20 protein-coding genes are annotated in these 26,849 nt (G+C 71.6%); 17 read left to right on the top strand and 3 right to left on the bottom strand.

Going from position 1 to position 26,849, the window contains the following annotated elements; all coding sequences use genetic code 11:
• The coding region (locus Mth01_RS23955) for a HAMP domain-containing protein (protein ID WP_204018189.1) at positions 1-798 on the bottom strand (798 nt) is incomplete at its 3' end.
• Between the two features lie 160 nt (positions 799-958).
• Here Mth01_RS23955 and Mth01_RS23950 point away from each other — a divergent pair.
• The gene (locus Mth01_RS23950; protein WP_239089950.1) at positions 959-2,497 is read left to right on the top strand and encodes a PP2C family protein-serine/threonine phosphatase; all 1,539 of its coding nucleotides are present in this window, start codon (positions 959-961) and stop codon (positions 2,495-2,497) included.
• Positions 2,498-2,500: 3 nt separating this feature from the next.
• Here Mth01_RS23950 and Mth01_RS23945 read toward each other — a convergent pair whose 3' ends face one another.
• A complete protein-coding gene (locus tag Mth01_RS23945; protein ID WP_204018187.1) occupies positions 2,501-3,331 on the bottom strand; it encodes a putative RNA methyltransferase in 831 nt (276 codons plus the stop codon).
• 90 nt (positions 3,332-3,421) lie between these two features.
• On the opposite strand from Mth01_RS23945, the gene Mth01_RS23940 reads away from it, so the two are divergent.
• A complete protein-coding gene (locus tag Mth01_RS23940) occupies positions 3,422-4,147 on the top strand; it encodes an MBL fold metallo-hydrolase (RefSeq protein WP_239089949.1) in 726 nt (241 codons plus the stop codon).
• Between the two features lie 62 nt (positions 4,148-4,209).
• Here the strand turns inward: Mth01_RS23940 and Mth01_RS23935 are convergent, their stop codons facing one another.
• Complete coding sequence (locus tag Mth01_RS23935) at positions 4,210-6,465, bottom strand: MMPL family transporter (RefSeq protein WP_204018186.1); 2,256 nt, start codon at positions 6,463-6,465, stop codon at positions 4,210-4,212.
• A 310-nt stretch (positions 6,466-6,775) separates the two neighbouring features.
• Between Mth01_RS23935 and Mth01_RS23930 the strand changes: the two genes are divergently transcribed.
• From Mth01_RS23930 to Mth01_RS23860, 15 genes are all read left to right on the top strand, one after another.
• Positions 6,776-7,009 (top strand): hypothetical protein, encoded by a 234-nt coding sequence (locus Mth01_RS23930; protein ID WP_204018185.1) that lies wholly within the window; start codon positions 6,776-6,778, stop codon positions 7,007-7,009.
• 21 nt (positions 7,010-7,030) lie between these two features.
• Positions 7,031-9,400, top strand: a complete 2,370-nt coding sequence (locus tag Mth01_RS23925; RefSeq protein WP_204018184.1) for an ATP-binding protein — start codon at positions 7,031-7,033, stop codon at positions 9,398-9,400.
• A 239-nt stretch (positions 9,401-9,639) separates the two neighbouring features.
• Entirely contained in the window at positions 9,640-9,990 is a 351-nt protein-coding gene (locus Mth01_RS23920; protein WP_204018183.1) for a thiocillin family RiPP, read from the top strand.
• A 156-nt stretch (positions 9,991-10,146) separates the two neighbouring features.
• Complete coding sequence (locus Mth01_RS23915; protein WP_204018182.1) at positions 10,147-10,923, top strand: sensor histidine kinase; 777 nt, start codon at positions 10,147-10,149, stop codon at positions 10,921-10,923.
• Positions 10,924-11,075: 152 nt separating this feature from the next.
• Positions 11,076-11,366, top strand: coding sequence for a hypothetical protein (locus Mth01_RS23910; protein ID WP_204018181.1), 291 nt, complete (start codon positions 11,076-11,078; stop codon positions 11,364-11,366).
• 171 nt (positions 11,367-11,537) lie between these two features.
• The gene (locus Mth01_RS23905) at positions 11,538-11,852 is read left to right on the top strand and encodes a TIGR04351 family putative TOMM peptide (protein WP_204018180.1); all 315 of its coding nucleotides are present in this window, start codon (positions 11,538-11,540) and stop codon (positions 11,850-11,852) included.
• Positions 11,849-12,562, top strand: coding sequence for a hypothetical protein (locus Mth01_RS23900; protein ID WP_204018179.1), 714 nt, complete (start codon positions 11,849-11,851; stop codon positions 12,560-12,562). Before Mth01_RS23905 ends, Mth01_RS23900 begins: the two co-directional genes overlap by 4 nt.
• Positions 12,555-14,765: a cysteine peptidase family C39 domain-containing protein gene (locus tag Mth01_RS23895; RefSeq protein ID WP_204018178.1), complete on the top strand. Its 2,211-nt coding sequence runs from the start codon at positions 12,555-12,557 to the stop codon at positions 14,763-14,765. The genes Mth01_RS23900 and Mth01_RS23895 overlap by 8 nt, the downstream gene beginning before the upstream one ends.
• On the top strand, positions 14,762-17,341 hold the full coding sequence (locus Mth01_RS23890) for an ATP-binding cassette domain-containing protein (protein ID WP_204018177.1): 2,580 nt from the start codon (positions 14,762-14,764) through the stop codon (positions 17,339-17,341). The genes Mth01_RS23895 and Mth01_RS23890 overlap by 4 nt, the downstream gene beginning before the upstream one ends.
• Position 17,342: 1 nt before the next feature.
• Entirely contained in the window at positions 17,343-20,573 is a 3,231-nt protein-coding gene (locus tag Mth01_RS23885) for a type 2 lanthipeptide synthetase LanM (protein ID WP_204018176.1), read from the top strand.
• Between the two features lie 24 nt (positions 20,574-20,597).
• Positions 20,598-22,874 (top strand): TOMM precursor leader peptide-binding protein, encoded by a 2,277-nt coding sequence (locus Mth01_RS23880; protein ID WP_204018175.1) that lies wholly within the window; start codon positions 20,598-20,600, stop codon positions 22,872-22,874.
• On the top strand, positions 22,871-24,352 hold the full coding sequence (locus tag Mth01_RS23875) for a SagB/ThcOx family dehydrogenase (protein WP_204018174.1): 1,482 nt from the start codon (positions 22,871-22,873) through the stop codon (positions 24,350-24,352). The genes Mth01_RS23880 and Mth01_RS23875 overlap by 4 nt, the downstream gene beginning before the upstream one ends.
• Positions 24,353-24,456: 104 nt before the next feature.
• Positions 24,457-24,777 (top strand): hypothetical protein, encoded by a 321-nt coding sequence (locus tag Mth01_RS23870; protein WP_204018173.1) that lies wholly within the window; start codon positions 24,457-24,459, stop codon positions 24,775-24,777.
• Positions 24,778-24,913: 136 nt separating this feature from the next.
• Positions 24,914-26,185 (top strand): sensor histidine kinase, encoded by a 1,272-nt coding sequence (locus Mth01_RS23865; RefSeq protein ID WP_204018172.1) that lies wholly within the window; start codon positions 24,914-24,916, stop codon positions 26,183-26,185.
• A complete protein-coding gene (locus Mth01_RS23860; RefSeq protein ID WP_204018171.1) occupies positions 26,182-26,817 on the top strand; it encodes a response regulator transcription factor in 636 nt (211 codons plus the stop codon). The genes Mth01_RS23865 and Mth01_RS23860 overlap by 4 nt, the downstream gene beginning before the upstream one ends.
• Positions 26,818-26,849: the final 32 nt, after the last annotated feature.

Raw genomic sequence — 26,849 nt, 5'->3', positions numbered from 1 at the left:
TTGGCCTTCGGTGCCGACCTCGCGGGCGACGCGGGTGACCTCCTCCGCGAACGCGGACAGCTGGTCCACCATGGTGTTCACGGTGTTCTTCAGTTCCAGCATCTCGCCGACCGCGTCGACCGTGACCTTGCGGCTGAGGTCGCCCTTGGCGACCGCGGTGGTGACCTCGGCGATGTCGCGCACCTGGGCGGAGACGCGGGCCGACATGGTGTTCACCGACTCGGTGAGGTCTCGCCAGCTTCCGGCCATGCCCTTCAGGTTGGCCCGGCCGCCCAGCCTGCCCTCGGTGCCCAGATCCTTGGCCACGCGGGTCACCTCGGAGGTGAACAGCGAAAGCTGGTCCACCATGCCGTTGATGGCCTTGCCGAGCCGCCTGACCTCGCCGCGTGAGCTACGGTCCAGTTCTATCTTGCGGGACAGGTCTCCTTTGGCCACCGCGTCGATGACGTCCGCCGCGCCGCTGACGGGGGTGACCAGCGCGTCGATCAGATCGTTGACCGCCTCCACACTCTCGGCCCACAACCCCACGCCGGGGCCGGGGCTGAGCCGCTCGCTGAACCTGCCCTCCTTCGCGATCTCCCGGCGGACCCGGGCCAGCTCGTTGGCCTGGTGCTCGCGCCGGTCGGCCATCTCGTTGAGCAGTAGCCGGATCTCGCTGAGGACACCGGGCGGGGCGTGCGGCACCCGTCTGCGGAAGTTGCCGTCCCGCCACATGACGAGTGTTTCCAGGAATGGCGTGAGATCGGATTCGGTGTAGCCCCGCTCCGTCCCAGCCGCCTCGACGTTGGCGGACGCCATCTAGCCTCCTTCACCCCGCGGGGGTTACGCGACCAAGACCCACATGTACGGCGACCAAGACGTACAGCCATCCAGCCGCGGACTCCTTGTCAGTCTGTCACGTTCCGCCGAATGCGACGTCCCCTTGTTTACTCCAGTAAGCGAGAATGTGGTATGCACGATGACGGTGAATAATTCTCCTCGTGCCGTCCTCGCCGCGTCCTTCACGCCGGGCGAGACCGCCGTACCCGACGCCAAGCGGTTCACCCGAGAGGTGATGACCGCTTGGGCTGCCATGTCCGTGAACGCCGAGGCCGAGCGGCTGGCGGCCGAGCTGGTGGCGGGCGCGCCGGATGAGCCGTTCGAGGTCGTCTGGATCCATCAGGGCGACAGCGTGCAGATAGAGGTGCGGGAGAAGTCGGAGCAGGCCGAGTTCGGCTCGCTCGCCGGAGCCGCCTCCTGGGGCGTCACGTTCACCCCCTCGCTCCGGAACCGCTGGGCCCGGCTGAAGCTGCCGGGCGGTGAGGTGCAGTCGGCGGACGAGTGGATCGCCGAGGCCGCGCGGGGGCCGGGCTGGCTGGGCTTCCTCGCCGACGCGAGCGAACTGCTGGCCGGCACGCTGAACCCCGACATGGTCCCCGCGATCATCGCGCAGGTCGTGGTGCCCCGGCTGGCGAGCTGGTGTGCCGTCTACACCGCTGTGCATGCCACCGGGCCGCTGCGGCTCGCCTACCTGTGGCATGCGGACGAGATGCAGATCGACGGGCTGCGCGAGCGGCTCGCCGACGCCCAGATGCCGTCGGAGGACGGCCCCGTGGTGCTGCACGTCGACGGCTGGCAGTCCCTGGCCTTCCCGCTGACCGCCCGGGGGCGGCAACTCGGGGTGATGTGCCTCGGCCGGCACGACCGGTTCCCCGACGAGGCGATGCAGCTCGCCGAGGACCTCAGTCGCCGCGCGGCGCTCGCGATGGACAACGCGCGCCTGTACGCCCAGCAGGCGGCGGCGAACCGGGCGCTCCAGCGAAGCCTGCTGCCGCCCGACGAGCCGACGACGCCCGGGCTCGACTTCCACGTCATCTACGAGCCGGCCGGCGAGACCAACGAGGTCGGCGGCGACTTCTACGACCTGTTCCCGGTCAGTGAGGGAGTCTGGCGGTTCGCCATCGGCGACGTCTGCGGCACCGGCCCGGAGGCGGCGGCCGTCACCGGCCTCGCCCGTCACACGCTGCGGCTGCTCGCCCGCGAGGGGTACGGCGTGGCCGCGGTCGTCGGCCGGCTCAATCACGCCATCCTCGAAGAAGGGGAGCGTGCCCGGTTCCTGACCCTGCTGCACGGGGAGATCACCCGCGTCGAGGGCGGGCTCACCATCCACCTGGTCTCCGCCGGTCACCCCGAGGCGCTGCGACTGCGGCCGAGCGGCGCCGTCGATGTGGTCGGCTCGCCCCAGTCGCTGCTGGGGGTCTTCCCGGAGGCGGAGTTCCGCGCCGAGAGCGCACACCTGGGGCCCGGCGACGTGCTGCTGGGGGTCACCGACGGGGTGACGGAGCGCCGGTCGGGCACCCGGCTCCTCGACGATGACGGTGGACTGTCCAGGCTGCTGGCGGAGTGCGTCGACCTGTCGGCTCGGGCGGTGGCCGAGCGGATCCGCCGTGCCGTACAGGATTTCGCGCCCGAGCCGATGTCCGACGACCTGGCCATCCTCGTGCTACGCGCGCCCTGACCGCTAGGGTCGTACGACCCACTGGGTGATCTGGAAGGACGCCGTCACCTGCACCGGGTCGGGGAGGTCGGCGATGCGCCCGGCCAGCTCGTCGGGACGGGTGTGCCAGGCGCTCGGGCCCATTTCCACCACCGAGGCGACCGTCGCGTGGCGGAGCGTCAACCCGATCTCGATCACCTCCTGTACGGCTCTGGCGAACCGGCCGCCCAGGGTCTCCTCGACGCGGCGGTCCTTGTCCTCGTCGACGGAGAGCAGCCCGAGCCGCTCCACGAGAGGGCGGAGATGTCCGGCGGTCGGTGTGACGACGATCAGCGTGCCGCCGGGGCGGAGGATCCGGGCGAACTCCGCGGCGTTGCGCGGTGCGAAGACGTTGAGCAGCACGTCCACGCAGCGGTCCCGGACGGGCAGGCCACGCCACACGTCGGCGGCCACCGCGCCGATCAGGGGATGGGCGCGCGCCGCCCGTTTGAGCGCGTGCTTGGACACGTCGAGGGCGATGCCCGCCCGGCCTCTGGTCCCCTCGCCGAGGACTCCGGCCAGGTAGTGGCCGGTCCCGGCGCCCGCGTCCGTCACCACTCCGGCCGCTCCGGCGATCTCGGCGAGGCGGCGGGTGAGCGGCGCGTAGTGACCCGCCGACAGGAACTCCGCCCGGGCGGCGACCATCGCGGGGGTGTCTGCCGTGCCCGCCGCGGCAGATCCGGTCAGCATGTTGACGTAACCCTGCCGCGCGACGTCGAAGCTGTGTCCTCGCGCGCAGCGGACCGAGCCAGCGGTGAGGGACGGGGCGGTCCCGCACAGCGGGCAGATCAGGTAGTCGATGATGTCCGCGAGCACCCGCTCATATTGGCGTACCGCATGGCGTCCTGGCGTGCAGGGCCTGAAACGCGCGCGACGGCTGTCGGTCCCGCGCGTTACGGTGGTCGGGTGCCGCATGAGTCGAGGATCGTGGCGGATGTCGAGATCATCCCGCTCTGTGATGCCGTCGGGCCGATGGGGGCGGAGATCCGCAAGCCGCTGCCCGAGATGTTTCCCGGCTCGTCCTTCCCCGATGACGCCGAGTGGGTGCTGCACTTCCACTGCTACCTGCTGCGGGCCGCGGGCCGTACCGTCCTGGTGGACACCGGGATCGGTGGTACGGACTCGCCGGCCGCGAGCTGGGCGCCGGTGCCCGGGAGGATCGGCGGGGAGCTGGCCGCTGTCGGAGTGGAACCGGCCGATGTCGACGCGGTCGTGCTCACCCACCTGCACAGCGACCACGCGAGCGGCTGCGTCACGGGCGGTGTCCCCGCCTTCCCCAACGCCCGCCACCTGATCCAGCGGGCCGAGCTCGACTGGGTCTCCGGGCAGACGCGCGAGCAGGTGGTGGCCCCCATCGAGGACCTGATCGAGGTCGTGGACGGCGACGCCGAGGTGTTCCCCGGGATCCGCCTGCTGCACACCCCCGGCCACACACCCGGACACCAGTGTGTGGAGGTGGGGGACCTGGTGATCAGCGGCGACGTGCTGCACCACCCCGTCCAGCTCGCCGACCCCACGATCACCTACGTGTACGACACGGACCCCGCGGAGGCCGTCCGCAGCCGCATGGCGATTCTCGCCCGCGCCGCCGTGCTCGCCCCCGCCCACTTCGCCGAACCGTTCTCCCCATGACAGCTGGGCCCGGCGACGGGGTGGACGGGCCACCCGAGCGCCGGGCCGTACAGGTTGGGAGATCAGCCGACCAGGACCGGCTCCCGCTCCGCGGGTGCCGTCTCCTCCTCGATCTCCGCTTCGCCGTGGGAGAGCTGGGGAAGCCAGCCGAGCCAGCGCGGCAGGTACCAGTTCCACTGGCCGAGCAGCTTCATCGAGGCCGGCAGCAGCACCGCGCGGACGATCGTGGCGTCGATCAGGATCGCCGCCGCGAGCCCGATGCCGAGCTCCTTGAAGGTCAGCAGGGACAGCGTGGCGAAGGTGGCGAACACCGCGACCATGATGAGCGCCGCGCTGGTCACGACGGCCGCCGTGCTCGTGATCCCGACCGTGACCGCCTGCTCGGTGCGCATGCCCTTGTCGTACGCCTCCCGGATGCGGCTGAGGATGAAGACGTGGTAGTCCATCGACAGGCCGAAAAGGATGACGAACAGGAACAGCGGAACCCAGTCGGTGATCGTCCCGATGGAGTGGAAGCCCAGGAGGCTGTCGCCGTACCCCTTCTGGAAGACCAGCACGAGCACGCCGTAGGCCGCCGCGACCGACAGCAGGTTGAGCAGGATCGCCTTGATGGCGATCACGAGTGAGCGGAACGAGATCAGCAGCAGGATGAAGGCGAGCAGCAGGACGAATCCGAACACCAGCGGGATGGTCCGGCTGAGCTGGTCGTTGAAGTCCATCGAGGCGGCCGTGCCACCGGTGACGTGGGCGCCGGGGAGCGTGGCGGGGATGACCTTCTCACGCAGCGTGTGGACCGCGTGCTCGGAGACCTCGTCGATGCCGGAGCCCTTGATGCCGATAGAGATCTTCGCCACCGTCTTGTCCGGATTTATGGCGACGTAGAACGGCTCGTTGGCCTCACCCGTGGCCAGGGCCTGCCGCTTGAACTCCTCGATCTTGGCGGTGAACTCGGGGGTCGTGACGTCGTCGGCCCTGACCACGACCACGGCCGGCTCGGTCCCGCCGGGGAAGGCCTTGTCGATCCGTTTGAAGGTCTGCGCGATCGCGTAGTCGCCCTGCAGGTCGTCGATGGTCTGGGGGCCGGTCTTCAGGCTCAGCGCGGGGATCGCCAGCGCGACCAGCAGGCCGCTCGCGATGATCACGGACACGAGCGGGTGGCGCAGCACCGGACGGAGGATGGCGGCCCACATCCGGCTCTGCCCGCCGCGGACGCCGAGCACGCGCCGCCAGGTGACGCGGCCGCGGGTGGCGACCCGGACCGTGCCGTGGATCAGCCGGGCGTCGATCTTGTCGCCGATCAGCGAGAGCAGCGCCGGCAGCACGGTCAGCGAGCCGACGACGGCGGTCAGCACCACGAGGATCGTGCCCTCGGCGAAGCCCATGAAGACTCCGTTGCCGGTGAGGAACATGCCGGCCATGGCGACGACGACCGTGATGCCGGAGATCAGTACGGCACGGCCCGAGGTGGCCGCCGCGATCTCGAGGGCCCGCCGTTTGCCGAGCCCCTTCGCGCGCTCCTCACGCGCTCGCATGATGTAGAAGAGCGAGTAGTCGACGCCGACCGCGAGACCGATGAGCAGCATGACGTTGCTGGTCGCCGAGTCCACGTGCAGGAGTTGGCTGGTGAACGCGAGCAGGCCGGTGGCGGCGACGATGGCCGTCATCGCCAGGGCGACCGGGACCACCGCGGCCAGCAGCGCGCCGAAGGCGGCGAGCAGGATGCCCAGGGTGATCGGGAGCGAGAGCTGCTCCGCGCGGACGAAGTCCTTGTCGATCGCCTCGCCGATCATCTTGTTGGCGCTCGCGCCGCCGGCCTGCTCGATCCGCAGGTCCGGGTGCGACCCCTGGACTCCCGCCACCGCGTCGAGCACCGGCTCGATCCGGTCGGCGGCGGTGGCGCCCTCGCCCTTCATGTCGAACTGGACCAGCGTGGTGCGCCGGTCCGCGGTCACCGGGGACGGCTGCTCGTCATACGGCGTGCGCACGTTCTCGACCTGGCCGGTCGCCTCGATCGCACTCTTCACATCCATCACGGCCCGCCGGAAGGCGGCGTCGGTCACGGTGAGCGACCCCGTGCGGGTCTGCACCAGCACGACCTCGCTCGCCACGTCCTTGTAGTTCGCCTCGTCCAGGATCTGGCCCGCCTGGCGGGAGTCACCGTTCAGGCTCTCGTAACTCTTCATCTTCTCGGTGCCGACGGCGTTCCCCGCGAACGTCGTGACGGCCACGAACGCGATCCAGATGAGCAGCGCCCACCAGCGGTGGCGGGCACTCCAGCCGCCGATCGAGGCGGCGAGGTTCTTCTTCCGGCGTTCCATCATCACTCCCTTATCTGCGCTTCAACGGTAGAAAGCGATCAAGGCGGGAGCATCGGACGTGAAGACCAAATCGGGGTAGTGCTATTGACGTACGGCCCTCGTTCTCGAGGGCTAGGGGACATCCCCCATGCCTTCCTCCGGGATCTCCCGCACGAAAGGGGGGGATCACCTCAGGCCGGGGATGTCGGCCCAGGTCTCGGTTAGTTTCCCGTGTTCGTGGAATGTGAGGAGACGACCCCCGATGCGTGTTTCGGGGAGGTACGACTCGGCGTCCGAACGGCCGTACAGGTGAACGGGCGGAGGTGATCGCGTGGCGAACGACGAGTCCGAGCTGAAGAGCCGGCTCGAAGAGGTGGACGCGCAGATCGCGCGGCTGCACCGGGAGGCGGTGCAGATGCGGGAGGAGATCGGGCAGAGCTGGGACGCCCCGACCGATCCCGCGGAGCGCGCGGTTCTGCTGACCAACGTGGAACAGCAGGAGGCCCTGATCGGCAACCTGCAGAACCGGCGGGAGCAGATTCTGCGCCGCCTGAGAACAACCTGATCCAGGGCGGCGTGAAGCACCATGGCCGCGGGGTCGGCGAGGGCGGTTAAGCGAGGACAGAACGGGCTGCCCGTCGAGGTCACCGGTTTCGTCGGGCGTCGGCACGAGGTGGCCGAGGTCAAGCGCATGCTGTCCATGTCGCATGTGGTGACCGTCACCGGGGTGGGCGGGGTCGGCAAGACGCGCCTGGCCACCCGCGTCGCGCTGGACGTGCGCCGGGCCTTCCCCGGTGGCGTGTGGCTGATCGAGCTCGCGACGCTGGATCGGCCGGAACTCGTCGTCCAGACCGTGGCGGAGACCGTCGGCGTGTCGTCGCGGGTGTCGTCGCGTCCCACGGTGGAGGTGCTGATCGAGCACCTGGTCGGCCGCAGCGTGCTGCTGGTCCTGGACAACTGCGAGCATCTGCTCGCCGAGTGCGCCGTCCTCGTGGACACGCTGGTGCGTGCCCTGCCGGACCTGCGCATTCTCGCCACCAGCCGGCAGGCGCTCGGGATCGGGAGCGAGCAGACGTTCGATCTCGGGCCCCTGCCCCTGCCGCTGCCGCCGTCGACCGGCGCGGTCGGGTCGCCGCTGTTCGCCGAGCCGGTGGACGAGTCCGACGCCGTCCGGCTGTTCGCCGAGCGGGCGGCGGCGGTCCTGCCCGGATTCCAGCTGACCGAGGCCAACCGTGAGACCGTCGCGGCGATCTGTGCGCGGCTCGACGGTCTTCCCCTCGCGATCGAGCTGGCGGCCGTACGGCTGCGCGCGCTGTCGGTGGAACAGGTGCTGGAACGCCTGGACGACTGCTTCCGGCTCCTGACCTCGGGGTCGCGGGCGGCGCAGACGCGTCAGCGGACGCTTCGGGCGTCGATCGACTGGAGTTACGACCTGTGCACGGAGGCCGAGCGGCTGCTGTGGCAGCGGGTCTCGGTGTTCCGCGGCGGGCTCGACCTCGAGGCCGTCGAGGAGGTCTGCTCCGGAGACGGCATCGCCAGGGAGGACGTCCTCGACCTGATCAGCGGGCTGATCGAGAAATCCGTACTGATCAGGGAGGAGCGGCAGCGGGCCGGGGTGCGTTATCGCCTGCTCGACACGATCCGCGCGTACGCGGCGGAGCGGCTCGCCGAGTCCGGCGAGGAGAACGCGCTGCGGCGGCGGCACCGTGACCATTTCCGGCGGCGGGCGGCGCGGGCGCGGGCCGAGCTGTTCGGCCCCGATCACATCGTCACGTCACTGCGCCTACGTGAGGAGCAGCCGAACATCCGGGCGGCCCTCGAATGGTCCTTCGACGAACCCGGCGAGGCGCGGGTCGGCCTGGAGATGGCGACGGATCTGCTCTATCACTGGCGGGCCGGCTACCAGGTGGGCGAGGGCCGCCGCTGGTTCGATCGCGGCCTCGCCCTCGACTCCGAGCCGGGCGAGGTCAGGGCCCGTGCGCTGGCGGCCGCCGCCTGGCTCGCCGTCATCCAGGCCGATTACGAGCCGGCCGCGGCCATGCTCGCGGAGAGCGGGGCCATCGCCGAGCGTCTCGGCCTGAAGCACGTCCTCGCCTACGTGACCACGTACTCCGCGATGGTGGCGATGGGCCGAGGGGAGATCGACCAGGCCCTCCGGCTCTATCAGCAGGCGGCGGACGACCACCGCGCGGCGCGTGACCCGGTGGGCCTGGCGGTCGTGCTCAACCGGCTCTGCCTGGTGTACGGCCTGCGGGGCGACGACGACCGCGCGACGGCCGCCGGGCAGGAGAGCGTGGCGCTCTGCGAGGAGCACCGGGAACAGTGGCACCGCGCGTACGCGATGACGGCGCTGGGCCTCGAGGCCTGGCGGCTGGGCGATCTCCGGCAGGCCACGGTGCGGGAGCAGGAGGCGCTGCGGTGCCTGGACAGGCTCGATGACCTCCCCGGGGCGGGGATCAGCCTGGAGGTGCTGGCCTGGACCGCCGTGAGCGAGAAGCAGTTCGAGCGGGCCGCCCGGCTCTTCGGCGTGCTCGACAGGGTGTGGCAGGCGGTCGACGCGTCGATGTCCGAGTTCGGCTGCCTCAGGCGCTATCACGATGAATGCGAGGCGCTGACGCTGGAGGCCCTGGGCGAGACGGCGTTCCGAGCCGCCTTCAAGCGCGGGGCCAAGATGTCGTACGGCGAGGCGATCCGCTACGCGTTGAAGGAGGAGTCGCCCGAGCGGCCCGAAACCGCCGCGGTTCCGGGACGCCTGTGGCCGTTGACCCGCCGTGAGTCGGAGATCGCCGAACTGGTCGCGCAGGGGCTGAGCAACAAGGACATCGCGGCGGCGCTGGTGATCTCACAGCGCACCGCGGAAGGGCACATCGAGCACATCCTGGACAAGCTCGGCTTCAACTCCCGAACCCAGATCGCCGCCTGGCTCAGCGGGCGGACCAGGGATGAGGCCTCCTGATCTCTGGCGACGTTTCCGAGGCCGCCGGCGGGACCGGGCCCTCGACGCCGGACCTGTGGCGCCACGCCCCCGCGGGCCACGTGACAGTTATCACGGCCGGTTGGTGTTAGTTGTGCCTTCCGCCGAAGGTCGTCTCGGGCGAGTCTGAACCTGCAACAAGGGGCAGCGAGCAGTCCAGATGCCCGCTGTCACTCCCGTCGGATCCCGGTCGCGAGCCGGGGCGGAAGGAGAGTGGCCCGATGGCCGAAAGCATTTACATTCTCGGTGACGAGGACCGCAAGAAGTTCGCCCGGCTGATCGCCGCCGCGTGGGCGGAGGAGGAGGTCAAGGCTCGTTACGGTCGCGAGCCCCGGGCGATGCTCGCGGAGTACGGCATCGTCTACCCCGAGGGCGTGCCCACGCCGGTGCTGCCGCCGAAGCCCGAGGGCGAGTTCAGCGTCGAGGAGCTGGAGGTCGCGGCCGGCGTCGCCGAGGCGGGCACGGCGGGTACGGCGGGCACGGCGAGCTCGGTCAGCACCATCGGCGGCACCGCGGCCACCGCTGCCTGCGCGGGCACGTACGGCTCTGCCTCAAGCCAGCTGCCCAACTGACCTGTCCTGGGGGGCGCCTCCGTCTGTGCGCGCCCCCCAGAAGGGCGCCTTTCCAGAAGGGCGTCTCCAGAAAAGCGCTCTGCGAAGGCGTGTCTCGTACCGAACGCCGGCCCGTGAGGCGTTGCCTCGGCCGGAATCGGTTGCCATGATCCGTTTGTGACTCGGGCTCGTGAACCGCGGGTGGCCGCTCGCGCACCGCTGGAGGTGCGGTTCGGCCGCGCCGCGGTCTTGGCGTTCGCCCTTGTCCTGATGAGCCGGGTGTTCAGGCACTACATCGAGGACAGCGGCCCGGACCGGTGGATCCCCGCCGTCATCCTGTTGACCGCCGTCGTCGTACTGTACGTCGCGACCGGCTTCGCCGGTCCCCTCAGAAACCGCCGGCACTGGGCGGTGGCGGCGATGGCCCTCCTCGTCTACGCGCCGTTGCCGTTCCTCGGCGCGTGGTGGGCCACTTTGGGGATCTTCCTGGCCGCGGCGGCGCTCGGATTCCTCCCCAGGCCGTTCTCCCTGCCGGCCTTCGCGCTTGTGCTGTTCGCGGAGGCGTTCAAGTCGAGGGCCCTCGGCGACCCTCCTCAGGAGATGATGTCCTGGACGTTGACGGTCGCGGTGATGGCCGTCTGTCTCGCGGGTCTGACGCATTTCGCGGAGACGGCGAGGGTCCTGTACGCGACCAGGGCCGAGCTTGTCACGGTCGAGTTGGCGGCCCAGCGCGCGCGGGCGATGCGCGAGCTGGAGAGAGTCCTCGGCAGCCGTCTCGACGCCATCGCCGCGCAGGGCCGGGAAGTCCTCCGCGGCGCGGACGGCGAAGCCGAGCACGTCAAGAAGGAGCTGCGCGACATGCTCGAACTGGCCCGCGAGGCGCAGAGAGAGATGCGAGGGTTCGCGCATCGGGAACAGCGGATGCCATCGAGACCGACGAACCGTCCGAAATGATGAATATCACGATATGTCGGTGTTAGTTGTTTCTGGTGGCCCCAGCGGCTGATCACGAAACTGGACAGCAACAGGAGGCCGCCCCCCGACTTCCGGAGAGAGCGGACGAGCAGGTGCCCGCGACCCCGGGGCCTCCGTGACGAGGTGACATCATGCCGGAAGATCCGACACTGTCTCACGAGCTACGCACCCAACTCGCCCGTTTCTTCGCACTCGCCTGGTCCGACGAGTCGATCAGGCGGGACTTCGCGCGAGACCCACGCGCCGCACTCGCGGACGCCGGCGTCGACTGGCCGCGCGAGCTTCCCCCTCCCGACCTGCCCGCCCAGCCCGACCAGGCCATCGACCTGGAGAGCCTGGAGTCGTCGGCGGGCGGCGCCCTCGGCACGATCGGCACCGTCAGTTGTCCGACCGGATGCCTGTCCGGCAGGCAGAGCGCCTGAGACCTGGCAGACCACCCGAGACATCTCAGCACGTCCGGGCCAGAACAACCGAGCCAGAACAAGCGGGCCCGGGACGGCCGGGCCCAGTACGCCCAGACGGGGTGGTGGGCAGTCCAGATGCTCACCACCCCGCGGAAGAAGCATCTCATACCACCCGGCGGGAGATTTTTGATGACTGTGGACACGATCGGCAGGGACACGATCGGCTGGGACACCGCCCAGCGCAGAAAGTTCGGCGAGCTGACCGCGCGGGCGTGGTCCGACGCCGGCCTCAGGATCCGTTACGAGCGCGAGCCCGCGTCCATCCTGGCGGAGTACGGCCTCACGCTCGCGGAGGGGGTCCGCGCGCCGGCGCTGCCATCGGAACCCGTTACCGAGCTGGTCATCGAGGCGCTCGACGGCGAGGTGACGGCGGCGGTGCCTCCGTGCCTGCTCAGCTTCTGCTTCTGCATGGACCAAAACCCCCCGGAGGCGAGCCTCCGATGACCACGCCCGTCTTGGAGGCGCCGGGAGGCGAACGGATCGACCAGCTCGTCTCCACCGTGCGGACCAAGGCGTGGCTCGCCGCGGTGGCGCTCATCCTGGTCGCGGGCTGCGGCGCGGGCTGGGCCTTCTTCGGTCAGGTCCGCGACGTGGTCGTGGCCACGGGCGTGCTGGTGGCGGGGGGCGGGCCCGTGCCGGTGGCCGCCCCCGTGGCCGGCAGCCTGGCCGAGGTGCTGGTCCATGCGGGGCAGGAGGTTACCCCGGCGACTCCGCTGGCCGTGCTCTCTGATGGAAAGGGGAACCGGCACATCGTGACGGGTGCCCTGAGCGGCCGGGTGCTTCGTACGGCCGCCCCCGGCACCACCCTGGCCGTCGGCGGCACCGTCGCGGCCCTCGACCCCGCCGCCGGTCCCCTGCGGGCACTGCTCATGGTCGGTCAGGACAGGGTCGGCGCGCTCGCGCCCGGCCAGCCCGTCATGGTCGCCGGCGCCGTACCGGGACGGGTGGGCGCCGTCGAGCCGTACCCCGCGTCCGAGGAGATGCTGCGCCCGCTCTTCGGCGATGCGCTGCGGGCCGACGGCCGATATCTGGTGTCCGTCGATCTCGACCGGCCGGCCTGGCCGGGCGCCACGCTGACCCCGGTGGCGGCGGAGATCACCGTCGCCGTCGTCCGTCCCGTCGACGCGCTGTTCCCGGGAGGCCGCCGTGTCTGAGACGGCGACCAGGTCCGAACCGGCGAGGTCGGAGACGGCGACCAGGCGGCGGCGTCCCGTACGCACCGAGCGCCGCCCGCAGATGGAGGACGCCGACTGCGGGCCCGCCTGTCTGAGCATGATCTTCGCCTACCACGGCCTGCGCGTACCCCTGCACGAGATCAGGGAGCGGTGCGGCGTCGGCAGGGACGGGCTGACCGGCGCCGGCATCAAGGCGGCGGCCCAGGAATACGGTTTCGACATCGGCGCCTGGCGCGTGACGGCCGACGAACTGGAGACCTTCCCCGTCCCATCGATGATCTTCGTCGATCGCCGGCACTTCGTGGTGCTGGAGGGCATGCGCAGGCGATGGGCCTACCTGAACGACCCCGCCGTGGGCAGGGTCCGGCTGAGCAGGGAGGACTTCCGCAAACGGTTCAGCGGGATCGTGATGGTGCCGCGCCCGGGCGAGGATTTCACACCAGGGGGGCAGCGCCTCCCTCTCGCCCGTTCGGCGCTGGCCAAGGTCCGGCCGTACCTGTCCACGCTGCTCGCCATCGCCGTCATGGCCTTCATGCTCGCCGTTCCCGCCGCGGCCACGGCGCTGCTCACCCGGCTGCTGCTCGGCAGGGTGCTGGTCGCCGGTGATCCCACCTGGTCGGCGCCCGTGCTGCTGGGGCTGCTCGGCTGCGTCGCCTTCACCCTGGTCGGGACCTGGGCGCAGCAGCGGCTGCTCACCGCCGTCCAGATGGCGATGGCGGCCGACCTGTCGGGCCGCTACATGTGGCGGTTGCTGCGGCTGCCGGGCGACTACTTCCACAGGCGGGCGACGGGCGGCCTGGTGACGAGGACGGCCTTCGGCGCCGGGCTGGCCCTGCTGCTGTCGGATCGGGTCGCCACGGCCATCGCCGCCGCGCTGACCATGGTGGTGCACTCCTCGATCCTCTTCGTCTTCCACCCGGTGTTCGCCGTGGTCGCCGGCGTGCTGGCGGTGGTCAACCTGCTGGCGATGCGCGCGGTCAGCCGTCGCAGCGCGCCGCACCAGCAACGGCTGATCTTCGATGAGCACCACAGGGACAGCATGGCCTTCAACGGCGTCTCGATGGCCGAGTCGCTCAAGGCCGACGGCGCCGAGGGCTGGTTCTTCGCCAAGTGGGCGGGTCTGTCGGCGCGGAGCCTGTCGGCCGCCCAGGACCTGATGCGCGTCACCCAGGCGCTGATGGTGGTGCCCGCCTCGCTCGGCTCCCTCGCCGGGGCCACCGTGGTGATCACCGGCGGGGTGCTGATGGCCGGCGGCGAGGTCACCATGGACACGGTCATCGCCGCCCAGCTTCTCGTCGGCGCCTTCCTCGTGCCGGTGACCTCGCTGGTCGGGCTGGGCGCCCAGGCCCAGATCGTGGTCGCGCAGACCAGCATGCTCGACGACGCGCTCTGCACCGAACCCGATCCGCAGCATGCGGCGTTGCCCCTCACGTCCGAGACATCCGAGATGTCCGGCGGCCTGCGCGGCGCCGTGGAGTTCGACGAGGTGACGTTCGGCTACGACCGCCAGCACGGGCCGGTCATCGAGGGACTGTCGTTCCGGGCCGAGCCCGGTCAGCGGGTCGCCATCGTCGGCCGTACGGGCAGCGGCAAGTCCACGGTGGCCCGCCTGCTCACCGGCGCCGTCCGGCCGTGGTCGGGGCAGATCAGGTTCGACGGCGTCCCGAGGGAGGACACGCCGAGGGAGACGCTCACCACTTCGGTCGGCTACGTCGAGCAGAACCTGCAGGTGTTCGAGGGCACGGTGGCCGACAACCTGACGCTGTGGGATCCGACGATCCCGTCGTACCGGCTGCACAGGGCGCTCACCGACTCCTGCCTGGCCGAGGTGGTCCACCGCAGGGGCGGGCTGTCGGGCGGCTGGATCCAGGAGCGGGGCCGCAACCTGTCGGGCGGCGAACGGCAGCGCATGGAGATCGCCAGGGCACTCGCGCTGTCCCCGTCGGTCCTGGTGCTCGACGAGGCCACCAGCGCGCTGGACGCGGAGACCGAGGCCCTGGTCGACGCCAACCTGAAGGCCAGGGGCTGCACGTGCGTGGTGATCGCGCACCGGCTCAGCACCGTGCGGGACAGCGACCTGATCCTCGTGCTCGACCGGGGCAGGGTCGTCCAGCGCGGCACGCACGCCGAGCTCATCGCCGGGCCGGGCCCCTATCGCACGCTCGTCGAGGAAGCGGCATGAACGGATATCCCGTCAGCGAGATCGAGTTGATCGACCCCTACGCCTGCTGGCGGGTGGTCAGCGGCTCCGTGGACGTGCTGCTGTCCCCCACGGACGGCCAGGGTCCCCGCCACCCCGTCGTGCGGGTGGAGAGCGGACAGCTCATGCACGGGTTCGCCGCGACCGACCTGCCGCGGGGCTACACCGTCATGGCGGTCCCCGCCGAGGGGACGTCGGTGCGCCGCGTCCGCAGGGACGCGGGCGCCCTGACGGCGTGGGCGCGCGGACTGCACGGGCCCGGCGGGCGGAACGGCGGGCGGAGCGTCCCCCCGCCGGGTGAGGGCGAGCCGCGTGCGCTGGGCTACAGCGATCTGCGCGCACTGCACAGGGGAGCGCTCGCGCAGGTGCTGCTGCTGGCCGAGGCGGAGCAGGCCGACCGGGACAACTGGCGCGCGGCCCGGGTCGCGGCCACCGGCGAGACGCTCAGGCGGTCCTTCGCCGACGTCGCGGTCGCCGCGGGTGCGGCCCATTCGCCAGAAAGGCCGCGCACCGCGGCGGAACACGCCATGGAGGTCGTCAAGACGCTCGGCGACCACTGCGGGTTCGCCACGCGGGACATCGCTCCCCGATCCGGTGAGCACCAGTCCGCTGATCCCCTGGGCGCCGCGCTGGACGCCGCCCGGGTCAGACACCGGCGGGTGCGTCTGGAGGAGCGGTGGTGGCGCAAGGCCACCGTCCCCATGATCGGCTTCACCCGGGACGGCGGCCGGCCGGTGGCGCTCCTGCCGCACCGCGGCGGCTACCTGATCGCCGACGGGGGCACGCGCCGGGTGAACGAGACCGCGGCCGCAGCCCTCGCCCCGGACGCCTGGCAGGTCTACCCGCCGCTCGACGAGGGCATCACCTCGCCCCTCGGCCTGCTCAAATACGGCCTGCGCGGCGCGGGCAAGGACCTGGCGTGGCTGCTGGCGGCCGGCGGCGGCGCCGCGCTGCTCGCGCTCGGTGTCCCCATGTTCACCTTCACCCTGTTGAAGACCGCGGCGAACCCCGCAGACCGGCCGGCGATGATCGGCATCGCGGTGCTCATCGCGGGCGTGGTCTGCGCCGGCGCCATGCTCCTCGCCGTGCGCAACGCGGTGCTCGTACGCGTGCAGGGCCGCCTGCAGGAGAGGCTCGAACCCGCGGTCTGGAGCCACCTGATCGCCCTCGACCTGCCGTTCTTCGCCCAGTACAGCACCGGCGAGCTGGTCCAGCGGGCCAACGCCGTCTCCGACATGCGCAAGTCGCTGGGGGAGGCCGCGGTCAACTCGCTCCTCGGCGGCGTGTTCTCCCTGCTCGGCCTGCTCGGCCTGCTGGTCGTCGACTGGCGGCTGGCGGTGGCCGTGCTCGCCGGAGTGGCGGCACTGCTCGCCGTGCTGGCAGCGCGCGCGGTCCGCCAGCAGCGGCACGAGCTCGTCATGCACGAGCAGTACGGGAAGGTCTACTCGCTGCTCTACTCCTGCCTCAGCGCGATCGACAAGATCCACGTCGCGGGCCGGGAGGCCCAGGTCTTCGAGCTGTGGACGCGGCTGTTCGTCACGCAGCAGCGCGCCGCCGCGGCGGCGCAGCGCGAGCGGGCGGTGACCTCGGCGATCGGCGCAGCGGCGCAGCCGACGCTGCTACTCGTCCTCGCCGTCTCGGCACTGGGCCTGCACGTGTCGGCGGCCTCCTTCGTGATCGCTGCGGTGGCGCTCGGCCAGTTCGTGCTCGCCCTCGGCCAGGTCAACCGGGCGGTGGAGGCGGCCTTCGCCCTGCTGCCCGGGTTCGAACGGCTCAGGCCTGTGCTCGAACGGCCGGCCGAGACGCCGCCCGAAGCCAAGGATCCGGGCGAGCTGACCGGTCTGGTACGGCTCAGCGGCGTCTCCTTCGCCTACCCCGGCACCACCCAGCGGATCCTCGACGACGTCTCGATGGTGTTCCGGCCGGGCGAGTTCGTCGCGGTCGCCGGTCCGTCGGGCGCGGGCAAGTCCACGCTGGTGCGGCTGCTGCTCGGCTTCGAGCCGCCGCGCACCGGCCAGGTCCTCTATGACGGGGGTGACCTGCGCGACCTCGACCTGCGCCGGGTCCGCACCCAGGTGGGCGTCGTGATGCAGCAGGCCAGGGTGCTGCGCGGCTCGATCCTGGAGAACATCATCGGGGATGTGCCCGGCGCGACGGAGGAGGACGCCTGGCGGGCGGCGCGCCTGGCCGACCTGGACGGCGACATCGCCGCGATGCCCATGGGCATGCACACCATCGTCAGCGAGGACAACGCCTCCTTCTCCGGGGGCCAGCTCCAGCGGTTGCTCATCGCCAGAGCGCTGGTGAAGCGGCCACGGATCCTCGTCCTCGACGAGGCGACCAGCGCTCTGGACAACGTCACCCAGGCGCTGGTCAGCCAGAGGATCGCCGAGCTGGACATCACCAGGATCGTGATCGCGCATCGACTGAGCACCATCAGGTCGGCGGATCGGATCTACGTACTCGACCAGGGCAGGGTCGTCGCCGACGGCCCCTTCGAGGAGTTGGTGGAGCGGAACCCGCTCTTCGCCCGCATGGTCCGCCGACAGGAGGTCTGAGATGCCCGTCTCGGTTCACCGGGAATACGCCGAAGCGCAGGGCGAAGGGCTGCTCGCCGTCCCCGGCGGGGACGAGCGGCTGATGGCCGTGCTGGCCGCCGCCGCGCCGTTCCACGAACGCGTGTCGGGGGAGTTCTTCGCCCCCGTCACGGGGCGGGGCCGACGCCAGGCGTCAGAACGCACCAACCGCTGGCTCAAGGCGGCGGTCGGCGACGACGAGGACGCCAAGAGGGCGCTGCTGCACCACCGCAGGCGCTCGGGACGCGACCTCGGCGCCGGGCTCGTGGACGTCAGGCTGAAAGATCCGCGCAGGCTGCCCGACTGGGGGTACGCGCTGGTGGACTTCCTGCTCGCGCAGCCGCCCACAGCCGGAGCCGATCCCGCCTCCGGGCGACCGGGCGCCCCCTTCGTGGCGTTCAGGCGCGCGGTGAACCGGCTGGTCGACATCAAGGACGGGACCGTGCGCGGCGTGCCCGTGACCCCCGAGGCGTGCGAGGACATCGCGGGACAGCTCATCGAACGCCTCACCCAGGTGTGCTTCTCCGGGTTCGCGTTCGAGGCGCAGCTGGCCGGCACCGCGGGCGAGATGTCCGCCTGGCTGCAGAGCCCCGGCCTCGACGTCAGCCAGTCGGGCTGGCTGGACCGGCTGGAGACGCTGCCGGGGCTCGCGTACGTCATGGGCATGGCGTGCCTGCAGTGGAAACGCGTGGTCCACGAGCTGTTCGACCGGCTCGGCGCGGACCTGCCGGAGCTGCGCAGGACGCTGTGGGGGTGGGCCGCGCCGGGACCGGTCACCGGGTACTCCGGCGACTCGGGCGACCCGCACAACCACGGCAGGGTGGTCACGCTGCTCACCTTCGCCTCGGGCGAGCGCGTGGTCTACAAGCCCAAGGACCTGCGCTCCGTGGTGGGGCTGATGGACGTGTGCACCCTGCTGAACAACCACGGCCTGCCGCTCGCCCTGCACACCAGGAAGGTCGTCCTGCGCGACGACTACGGCTGGGAGGAGTACGTCACCGCCGAGCCCGGCACCGACGAGGACAGCGTCCGCCGCTTCTACACGCGCCTCGGCATGCTGGCCAGACTCGCCCAGTTCCTGGAGTGCCGCGACCTGTGGGCCGACAACCTGGTCGCGCGGGGCGACACGCCGGTCTTCATCGACCTGGAGAACATCCTGCAGGCCCGGATCAGCAAGCCCGCCCACCTCAGCGACCGGATCCAGAGTCTGTGGGGAAGGGTCGAGGACACGGTGGTCAAGACCGCCGTCGTCACCTTCCCCCGGGTGATCGCGGGTGGCGTCCAGGCTCAGGACATCGGCTGTCTGGCCCCGCTGCAGGAGCAGGTCGCGGAGAACTCCTACGGGTATCCCCTGGGCTGGGAGGCCCCGCCGTACCGGCCCACGTGGGGCGCGGGCGAGCTGGCCGACCCCCGCCGCTACGCCGACGAGGTGATCGAGGGCTACCGGCAGATGCAGGCCTGCCTGACGCGCAACCAGGAGCTGCTGGCCGACGTGCGCGGCCCGCTGGCCCTGCTCAGGGACGCGCCGGTCCGCTACATCTGGCGCAGCACCTGGGACTGCGTCGAACTGCTCCGCATGAGCGTCAGCCCCGGCGCGCTGATCGACGGAGTGGCCAGGGAGGTCTGCCTGGCCCACCTGTTCCGCAGCGCCAGGGAGACCCTGCGGGAGGACCCGGGCCGCACGGACATCCTGGAGATCGTCGAGCAGGAGATCGACGCGTTCCGCCGGATGGACGTCCCGCTCTTCGTCTCCCGCCCCGCATCGGACTCGGTGTTCACGCCCGACGGCGTCGAGATCCCCGGGCACTTCTCGGGTACGGCCTGGCAGCGCCTGCAGGACCGCGTCGCCGACCTGGCCGGGTTCCCCGTGGAGGAGCACCTGGCGGTGCTGGACACCTGCCTCGACCTCACCGGCGCGGGCGAACTGCCCGCATCCTTCCCCAGTCCGGGGCCGAGACCCCGCACGATGCGCGAGATCGGCCTGCACGCCTACGACCTGTCGGGTCGGCAGGAGGAGCCGCAGGCCGAGGTGCTGCTCGCCCGCGCCGGTGAACTGGCCGACGAGGTGCTGGCCGGCGCCGTGCCGCTCGGCTCGCCCCCCGGCTCGCTCACCGGCAGACCGCCCGGCGAGCGGTCCGGCTGGATCGGCGTGGTCACCTACCCCGCGCACGGGCTGGACCAGATCGAACCGCTCCACGGCGACCTGCTCACCGGCACGGCGGGCCTGGCCGTCTTCCTCGCCGAGCTGTACGCCAACACCGGCGCCCCCGCGCACTGGACGGCCGCGCAGGACGCGCTGGACGCCTCGGTCGAGTTCGCGACGCTGTCCACCCGGTCGGCCTTCTACCGCAGGATGTGCGGCACGCTGGCCCCCGTCGGCGCCTTCGTCGGGGTCGGCTCCGCCATCTACGCGCTGAGCCGCTGCGGCGCCGCACTGGCCGACACCAGGCTGGTGGAACGGGCGGCGGCGCTGGTGCCGCTGGCCGAGGGCGAGCTGTCCCTGCCGACCTCGGCCGAGCCCGTGCTCGGCCGGGCGGGGCTGCTGCTCGCGCTGAACAAGCTGCGCGAGGCGTCCCCCGTGCCGGTGCCCGCGGCGGACGAGCTCGCCGCGCGGCTGCACGCGGAGCTGCTGGCCGAGTTTACTTCGGGGGCCACTGTCGTCTCGGGCGGCGCGGGCGGCATGGGCGGTGCGGCCCGGCGGCCGTACCCGGACCGGGTGCCGGCCCTGGAGGGGCTGCCCACCGGCGTGGACGGGCTGGTGTGGGCGCTGGCCGCCGGCGCGGCCGCGATCGGGGAGCAGGACGCCTGCGCGACCACCCTGGCCGCGCACCGATTCGCCCTCGACACGCCCGGCTCGCTGCTCGCCGCCGTCGCCACGGCGCACCTGCTCACCGGCGAGGTGCCCGGCGGGCTGCGGGAGCGGGTGGCCAGGCACTGCGCGCCCGACCCGGGACGCTCCTGCGTGCGGCTGGTGGTGGACGCCGAGGTGGCGCTGCACACCGCCCGCCTGACCGGCGACCAGGCGCTGGCGCGGTCGGCACGATCGCTCGCCGCCGAACTGCTGCGCCGCCGCGACCACACCGGACGATGGTTCGCCGACCGGCGGCGCGCCGACCGGCTGACCCTGTCCGCCGTCAACGGGCTGGCAGCGGCGGGTCTCACCCTCCTGCGGTTGGCGGACGACCAGGTCGCCTCGCTCCGACTCGCGCACTGATTTGATTCCTCAGAAAGGAACGCCGTGGATGCCCGACCGGGATTTCGCCGCCACTACCGGGTGGAGACCATCGAGGGAGAGGGGGTCTACCTGATCTCCGAGCGCGAGCTGCACCTCCTCACCGGCCGATCGATCGAGGCGGTGGCGGGCCTGCTGGACGGCAAGCACACCACTTCGGACATCCTCACGGCGACGGAGTCCGACCTCCCGCCCGAGCACGTCTACTACGTGATCCACCGGCTTCGGGAGCGCGGTCTCGTCATCGACGTCACCGAGGAGCTGGACCGGGGGACGTCCGCCCACCGGGAGGCCGCGTTCTGGGAGATGGCGGGGCCGCACGCGGAGACCGCGGCCGCCGGGGTGCGGAACGCGCGGGTCGGGGTGCTCACCGTGGGCGACGTGCCGGGTGCGGAGCTGGGCCGGCTGCTCGCCGCAGAGGGGATGGAGGTAACCGATGGGGAGGTGGCCGACCCGGGGTCGGGAGCGCTGACCGTCGTGCTGACCGACAACTACCTCCGCGACGAACTCGCCGAGATCAACAGGCGGCACCTGGCGGACGGACGGCCGTGGCTGCTGGCCCGTCCCGTGGGTCCGGTCCTCTGGCTGGGGCCCGTGTTCCAGCCGGGGGAGGGCGGCTGCTGGCGCTGCCTGTCGCAGCGGCTGGAAGGGCATCGGCAGTCGCTGACGTACCTGGAGGAACGGCTGCGCAGCACGGGACCGCTGGCCCTGCCCGTCGCCGACCTGCCGCTGATCCGCGAGGCGGGCATCCGCCTGGTCGCGGCCGAGGCGCTGAAGTGGCTGGCGGGAGCCAGGAGCCCGGAGCAGCGCGACGTGATCACCTTCGACACCCAGGGGCTCGGCACCACCCGCCACGAGCTGCGCCCCCGGCCGCAGTGCCCCGAGTGCGGCGACGCGGGGCTGGTGGCCGCCGCGGCAGCGCGGCCGGTCGAGCTGAGCCCGCGCCCCAAGACCTTCACCGCCGACGGCGGCCACCGCTCGCGGCATCCCGAGGACACCGCGGAGCGGTACGCCCACCTGGTCAGCCCGGTCACCGGCGTCATCAAGGAGCTCACCAGGGTCGACTCGGGAACGCCGTTCGTCAAGACGTACGCGGCCGGCCACAACTTCGCCAGGCAGGTACGCGACCTGCACGCCCTGCGCACCGGTCTGCGCAGCCAGAGCGCGGGTAAGGGCACGACCGACCTGCAGGCCAAGGTCAGCGCCATGTGCGAGGCGATGGAACGGTACTCGGGCATCTTCCAGGGGGACGAGGCGAGGCTCGCGGCCAGTTACCGGGAGCTGGGCGCGGACGCCGTCCATCCGAACGCGTGCTCGCTCTACAGCCAGGAGCAGTACCGCACCCGGACGGAGACCCGCGGGGGCTCCAGCTACGGCTACGTCAGCGACCCCCTCGACGAGGACGCCACGCTGGAGTGGACGCCCGTGTGGTCGCTGACCGAACAGCGGCACAAGTACGTGCCCACCGGCTACCTCTACTACTACTATCGCGACCCGTCCGGCTCCGTCCCGAGCTCCGTCTGGTCCGACTCCAACGGAAACGCCGCCGGGTCCTCACTGGAGGACGCCGTGGTGCAGGGCTTCATGGAGCTCGTCGAACGGGACGCGGTGGCCCTGTGGTGGTACAACCGCGTCCGCCGTCCCGCCTTCGACCTCGACAGCTTCGCCGACCCGTGGATGACGGAGTTCCAGGAGGTCTACGCGGGGCTCGACCGTGAGCTGCACGTGCTCGACCTCACCACCGATCTGGGCATCCCGGTGGCCGTCGCCGTCAGCCGCCGCGTCAAGGGACCCACCGAGGACATCCTCATGGCCTTCGGCGCGCACTTCGACCCGCGCATCGCCGTCCAGCGGGCCCTGGCCGAGATGAACCAGTTCATCCCCGCGGTGATCGACGCCGACGAGACCGGCACCCGCTACCGCTTCCACGACAGCGACCAGCTCACCTGGTGGAAGACCGCGCGCATCGAAGACCACCCCTATCTGGCGCCCGGCGGGCCGCCCGTCGCCGCGGCGGCGTACGACAGGCCCGCCACCACCGACTTGCTCGACGACATTGCCGCGGCCCGCGCGCTGGTGGAGGAGCGCGGCATGGAGATGCTCGTGCTCGACCAGACCAGGCCCGACATCGGCCTGCCGGTCGTCAAGGTCATCGTGCCGGGCATGCGCCACTTCTGGCGGCGGCTCGCGCCCGGCCGCCTCTACGACGTACCCGTCCGGCTCGGCTGGCAGGCCGAGCCCACCCCGGAGGAGCAGATGAACCCCATCACGATGTTCCTATGACCGCGGGTCCCGTGACTCCGGTTTCCACGACCGTGGGTCCCACGATCGCGCCGGCGACCGTGTGCCGGGTCGGCCTGCGTCCGGACGCCGTCGTGGCGTCGGCGGACGGCGACACGAGCGGCGGGGCGCTGACCATCGCGCATCCCTTCGGCGTGCTCACCGCGCGCGGCCTGACCCCGGGCATCGAGTCGCTCCTGCGCGAGCTGCCGGGCGCACTCGCCGGCGAGGACGAGCTCGTGGAGAGACTTCTGGCGGCGGGCGGCACCAGTCAGGAGGCCGCCCTGCTGTACCTGGTGCTCTCCCGGCTGCGCCCTGTCCTGGTGCACGCGGTCGAGCCGCTGCTCCGGGTGGTGCCGATCGCCCGCGACGCCGTCTTCCAGCCGCCCGACCTGGCCCCCGACGAGATGGTGCGCCTGTCCAGGTTCGCGCTGGTCCGCAGGGCGGAGGAGGGCCTGGTCCTCGAGTCGCCGCTGTCGAGGCACCGGGCCATGCTGACCGAGGAGGCCATGCCGCTGCTCGCGGCGCTCGGCCGCGCGGTCCCGGCGAAGGAGGCGCCCGAGGCACTCGGCCATCTGGTCGGGGCGGGCCTGGCCTGTGTCGGAGACGCCGAGGAGACCGATCCCACGCTGCGGGCCTGGGACTTCCACGACCTGCTCTTCCACAGCAGGAGCAGGATCGGGCGGCACGACCAGCCGTTCGGCGCGACCTTCCGCTTCCTTGAGGAACTGCCGCCCGAACCGGCGATCAAACCGCCGCCCGAGCTGTCCGACGGCGCGGTCGTTGAGCTGTTCGTGCCTTCACTGGAGGAGACCGCGGCCGCCGACCCGCCGTTCACCACCGTGCTGGAGTCGCGCAGGTCGGTACGCGCGTACGCCGACGCGCCGCCCACCGTCCGCCAGCTCGGCGAGCTGCTCTACCGGGCCGCGCGGGTGCGGGAGGTCGTCGCGCCGAAGCCCGGGATGCCCTACGAGGCCAGCAGCAGGCCCTACCCCGGCGGCGGCGCGGTCTACGAGCTCGAGCTGTACCTCACCGTCAGCAGGTGCGAGGGCCTGGATCGCGGCGTCTACTACTACGACCCGCTCGGCCACCGGCTCATCACGCTGCCCGCCAGGGCCGAGGACGCGCGGGCGATGCTGGCCGTGGCGAGCCGGGCGACGGCCGGGGCCGCCGACCCCGACGTGCTCATCACCATCACCTCGCGGTTCCGGCGGCTGTCGTGGAAGTACTCGGGCCTGGCGTACGCCGCCACGTTGAAGAACGTCGGCGTGCTGTACCAGACCCTCTACCTCGTGGCCACCGCGATGGGGATGGGGCCCTGCGGCCTCGGCAGCGGTGACGCCGACCTGGCCGCGCGGACCTTCGGCCTCGACTGGGCGACGGAGTCGTCGGTCGGGGACTTCCTCATCGGCAGCGCGCCGCACGACGCGCCGGACGACGCGCCGGACGACGCGCCGGACGACGCGACGCCCGGTTCGTGATGTCCGTCATGGTCGGCAGATGTCGTCTGCATCTGCCCGACCTCGCCCAGATTCGGGATCGTGGCAGGTAGAAGGACCAGTTGCCGGGAGAAAGAGGAGACCTGATGGCTGAGAGCATCTACATCCTCGGAGATGAGGATCGCAAGAAGTTCGCGCGGCTGATCGCGGCGGCCTGGGACGACCCCGAGCTCCGAGGCCGCTACGAGACCGAGCCCAGAGCCGTGCTCGCGCAGTACGGCATCGTCTACCCGTCCGGCGTGCCCACCCCGCCGCTGCCGGCCAGACCCGAGGGCGAGTTCGACATCGCCGAGCTCGAGTCCGCGGCCGGCTCCGCGGTCGCCTCGGCCAGCACGACCGGCACCGCGGCCTGCATCGGCTGTGTGCTCACCGGGAGTGACCCCACCCTTCCCCAAGGCACGACATGAGCGAGGCGATGCTCGATGGCGCGGGCAGGACCACCACGATCCAGATCCTGGAGGGCATCCGGGGGAGGTGGCCTGGGGGGCTGGTCCTGATCGCCCGACTCGTCCTTTCGTCGCCGGCTGCGAAGAGGTGGTTCACGTGGGAGCCTCGGAGAGGCTGAGGGGCGTGGGTCCGGGCGCGGTACGGCTGGCGCGCGTCGGGGCCGCGGCGTTCTCGGTGGGCATGGCGGCCTTCGCCGCCGTACCCCTCGCGGAGGCGCTCGGCGCTTTCGGTGGTGGCGGCGCGTTCGGCGGCTTCAGGGCGGCGATCGCGGTGCTCCTCATCACCGGCCTCACGGGCTGCTATCTGTGGCTCGCGATGAGAGCCGTGCTCGACCGGGGCGCGCGGCGGGACCTGGTGGTGCTGGGCGGGATGGCGGCGCTGGCCGTGGCCGCGCCGTTCGCCGCGGGGCCCTCCTGGCTGAACCTGGGGTTCATGCTCCCGTTCGCGTTCGCGATCACGCTGCGGGGCTGGTGGGCGGCGGCGGGCTTCTTCGCCGCGCTCGCCGCCGGCATCGCCCTGTCGGCCTCCCATGAGATGAGCCTGCTGATCTTCGGCTCGCTGCAGAACATGCTGACGGCGGGGGCGCTCGCGGGTCTGACCATCTTCGCGACGCTGCTGGGCGAGCTGCAGCGCACCCGTGAGGAGCTGGCCAGGCTCGCCATCACCGAGGAGCGGCTCAGGTTCGCCCGCGAGCTGCACGACGTACTCGGGCACAACCTCTCGGTCATCGCGATGCGGACCGAGCTGTCCATGCGGATCCCCACCGACCAGATCGCGCGGCTGCACGGTGAGCTGGCGGAGATCCACGACATCGCCAGGCGCTCCCTCCACGACGTGCGGGCGGTGGTCAAGGGCTACCGCGAGATGTCGCTGGAAAAGGAGCTGGGCGGGGTGCGCCGGGTGCTCGAGGCCGCCGGCGTCAGGTGCGACTTCGCCGAACTGCCGCCCTCGCTGCCTCCGGACGTGCGCGTGGCGCTGGCCTGGGCGGTGCGCGAGGCGGCCACCAACCTGCTGCGGCACAGCGACGCCACCGTCTGCCTGCTCGGCGTCGAGTCGCACGGTGACCGGATCACGGTCACCGTCGCCAACGACGGCGTACGTCCGGACGGCGGCGGTGCCGCCCCGGAAAGCGCCCCGGAAAGCGCCCCGGAAAGCGCCCCGGAAAGCGCCTCGGGGCGTACCTCGGGGTCCGGCGTGGGCGGAAACGGTGTGGGCGGGAGCGGCCTGGCCGGGCTCGACGAGCGGCTCGCACAGGTCGGCGGGAGCAGCGGGCGGCACACCGAAGACGGCTGGTTCACGCTGTCGCTGGACGTTCCCGGCCGCCCCACGGCGGCCGTACTCACCTCGGCCACAGGAGACCGGAAATGATCAAAGTTCTGATCGCGGAGGATCACGATCTCATCAGGGGAGCGCTGATCGCGCTGCTGTCGGAGGAGCGGGACATCCGAGTGATCGGGGAGGTGTCCAGGGGTGATGAGATCGTGCCCGCCGTCGTCGGCAGCAGGCCCGATGTGGCCCTGCTCGACATCGGACTGCCGGGCATGGATGGCCTCGAGGCGGCGGGCCTGATCAAGAAGCTGGAGCAGCCGCCGCCGGTGCTCATCCTCACCAGCGTCGGGTCGCCCGGCAACTTCGACCGGGCCATGGCCGCGGGGGTGCGCGGGTTCCTGGTCAAGGACGCGCCCGCCCATCGGCTCACCGACGCCATCCGCGCGGTGGCCAGGGGGGAGCGCTACATCGACCTGGACGTGGCCGCCGACGGCGGCGGCGAGCAGGAGGTCGACACCAACCCGCTGACCGCGAGGGAGATCAGCGTCCTGTCGGCCGTCGCGGCCGGCGGGCGAGGCAGCGACCTGCGGAGCACCCTGGGACTGTCCGACCACACGATCAGGAACTACCTCGCCGCCGCTCGCCTGAAGACCGGCGCCCGCAGTGATGAGGAGGCCGTACGCATCGCGCGGGCCAACGGTTGGCTGGAGAACAGTCGCGTCGCCGGTTGACATGGGCCCGGAAGGCGTCAAGATCTATGTGA

Source organism: Sphaerimonospora thailandensis (genome assembly GCF_016863115.1).
GTDB lineage: Bacteria > Actinomycetota > Actinomycetes > Streptosporangiales > Streptosporangiaceae > Sphaerimonospora > Sphaerimonospora cavernae.
Note: the sequence above shows the minus strand (reverse complement) of the source record. Positions and strands in the feature narration are given on the sequence as shown.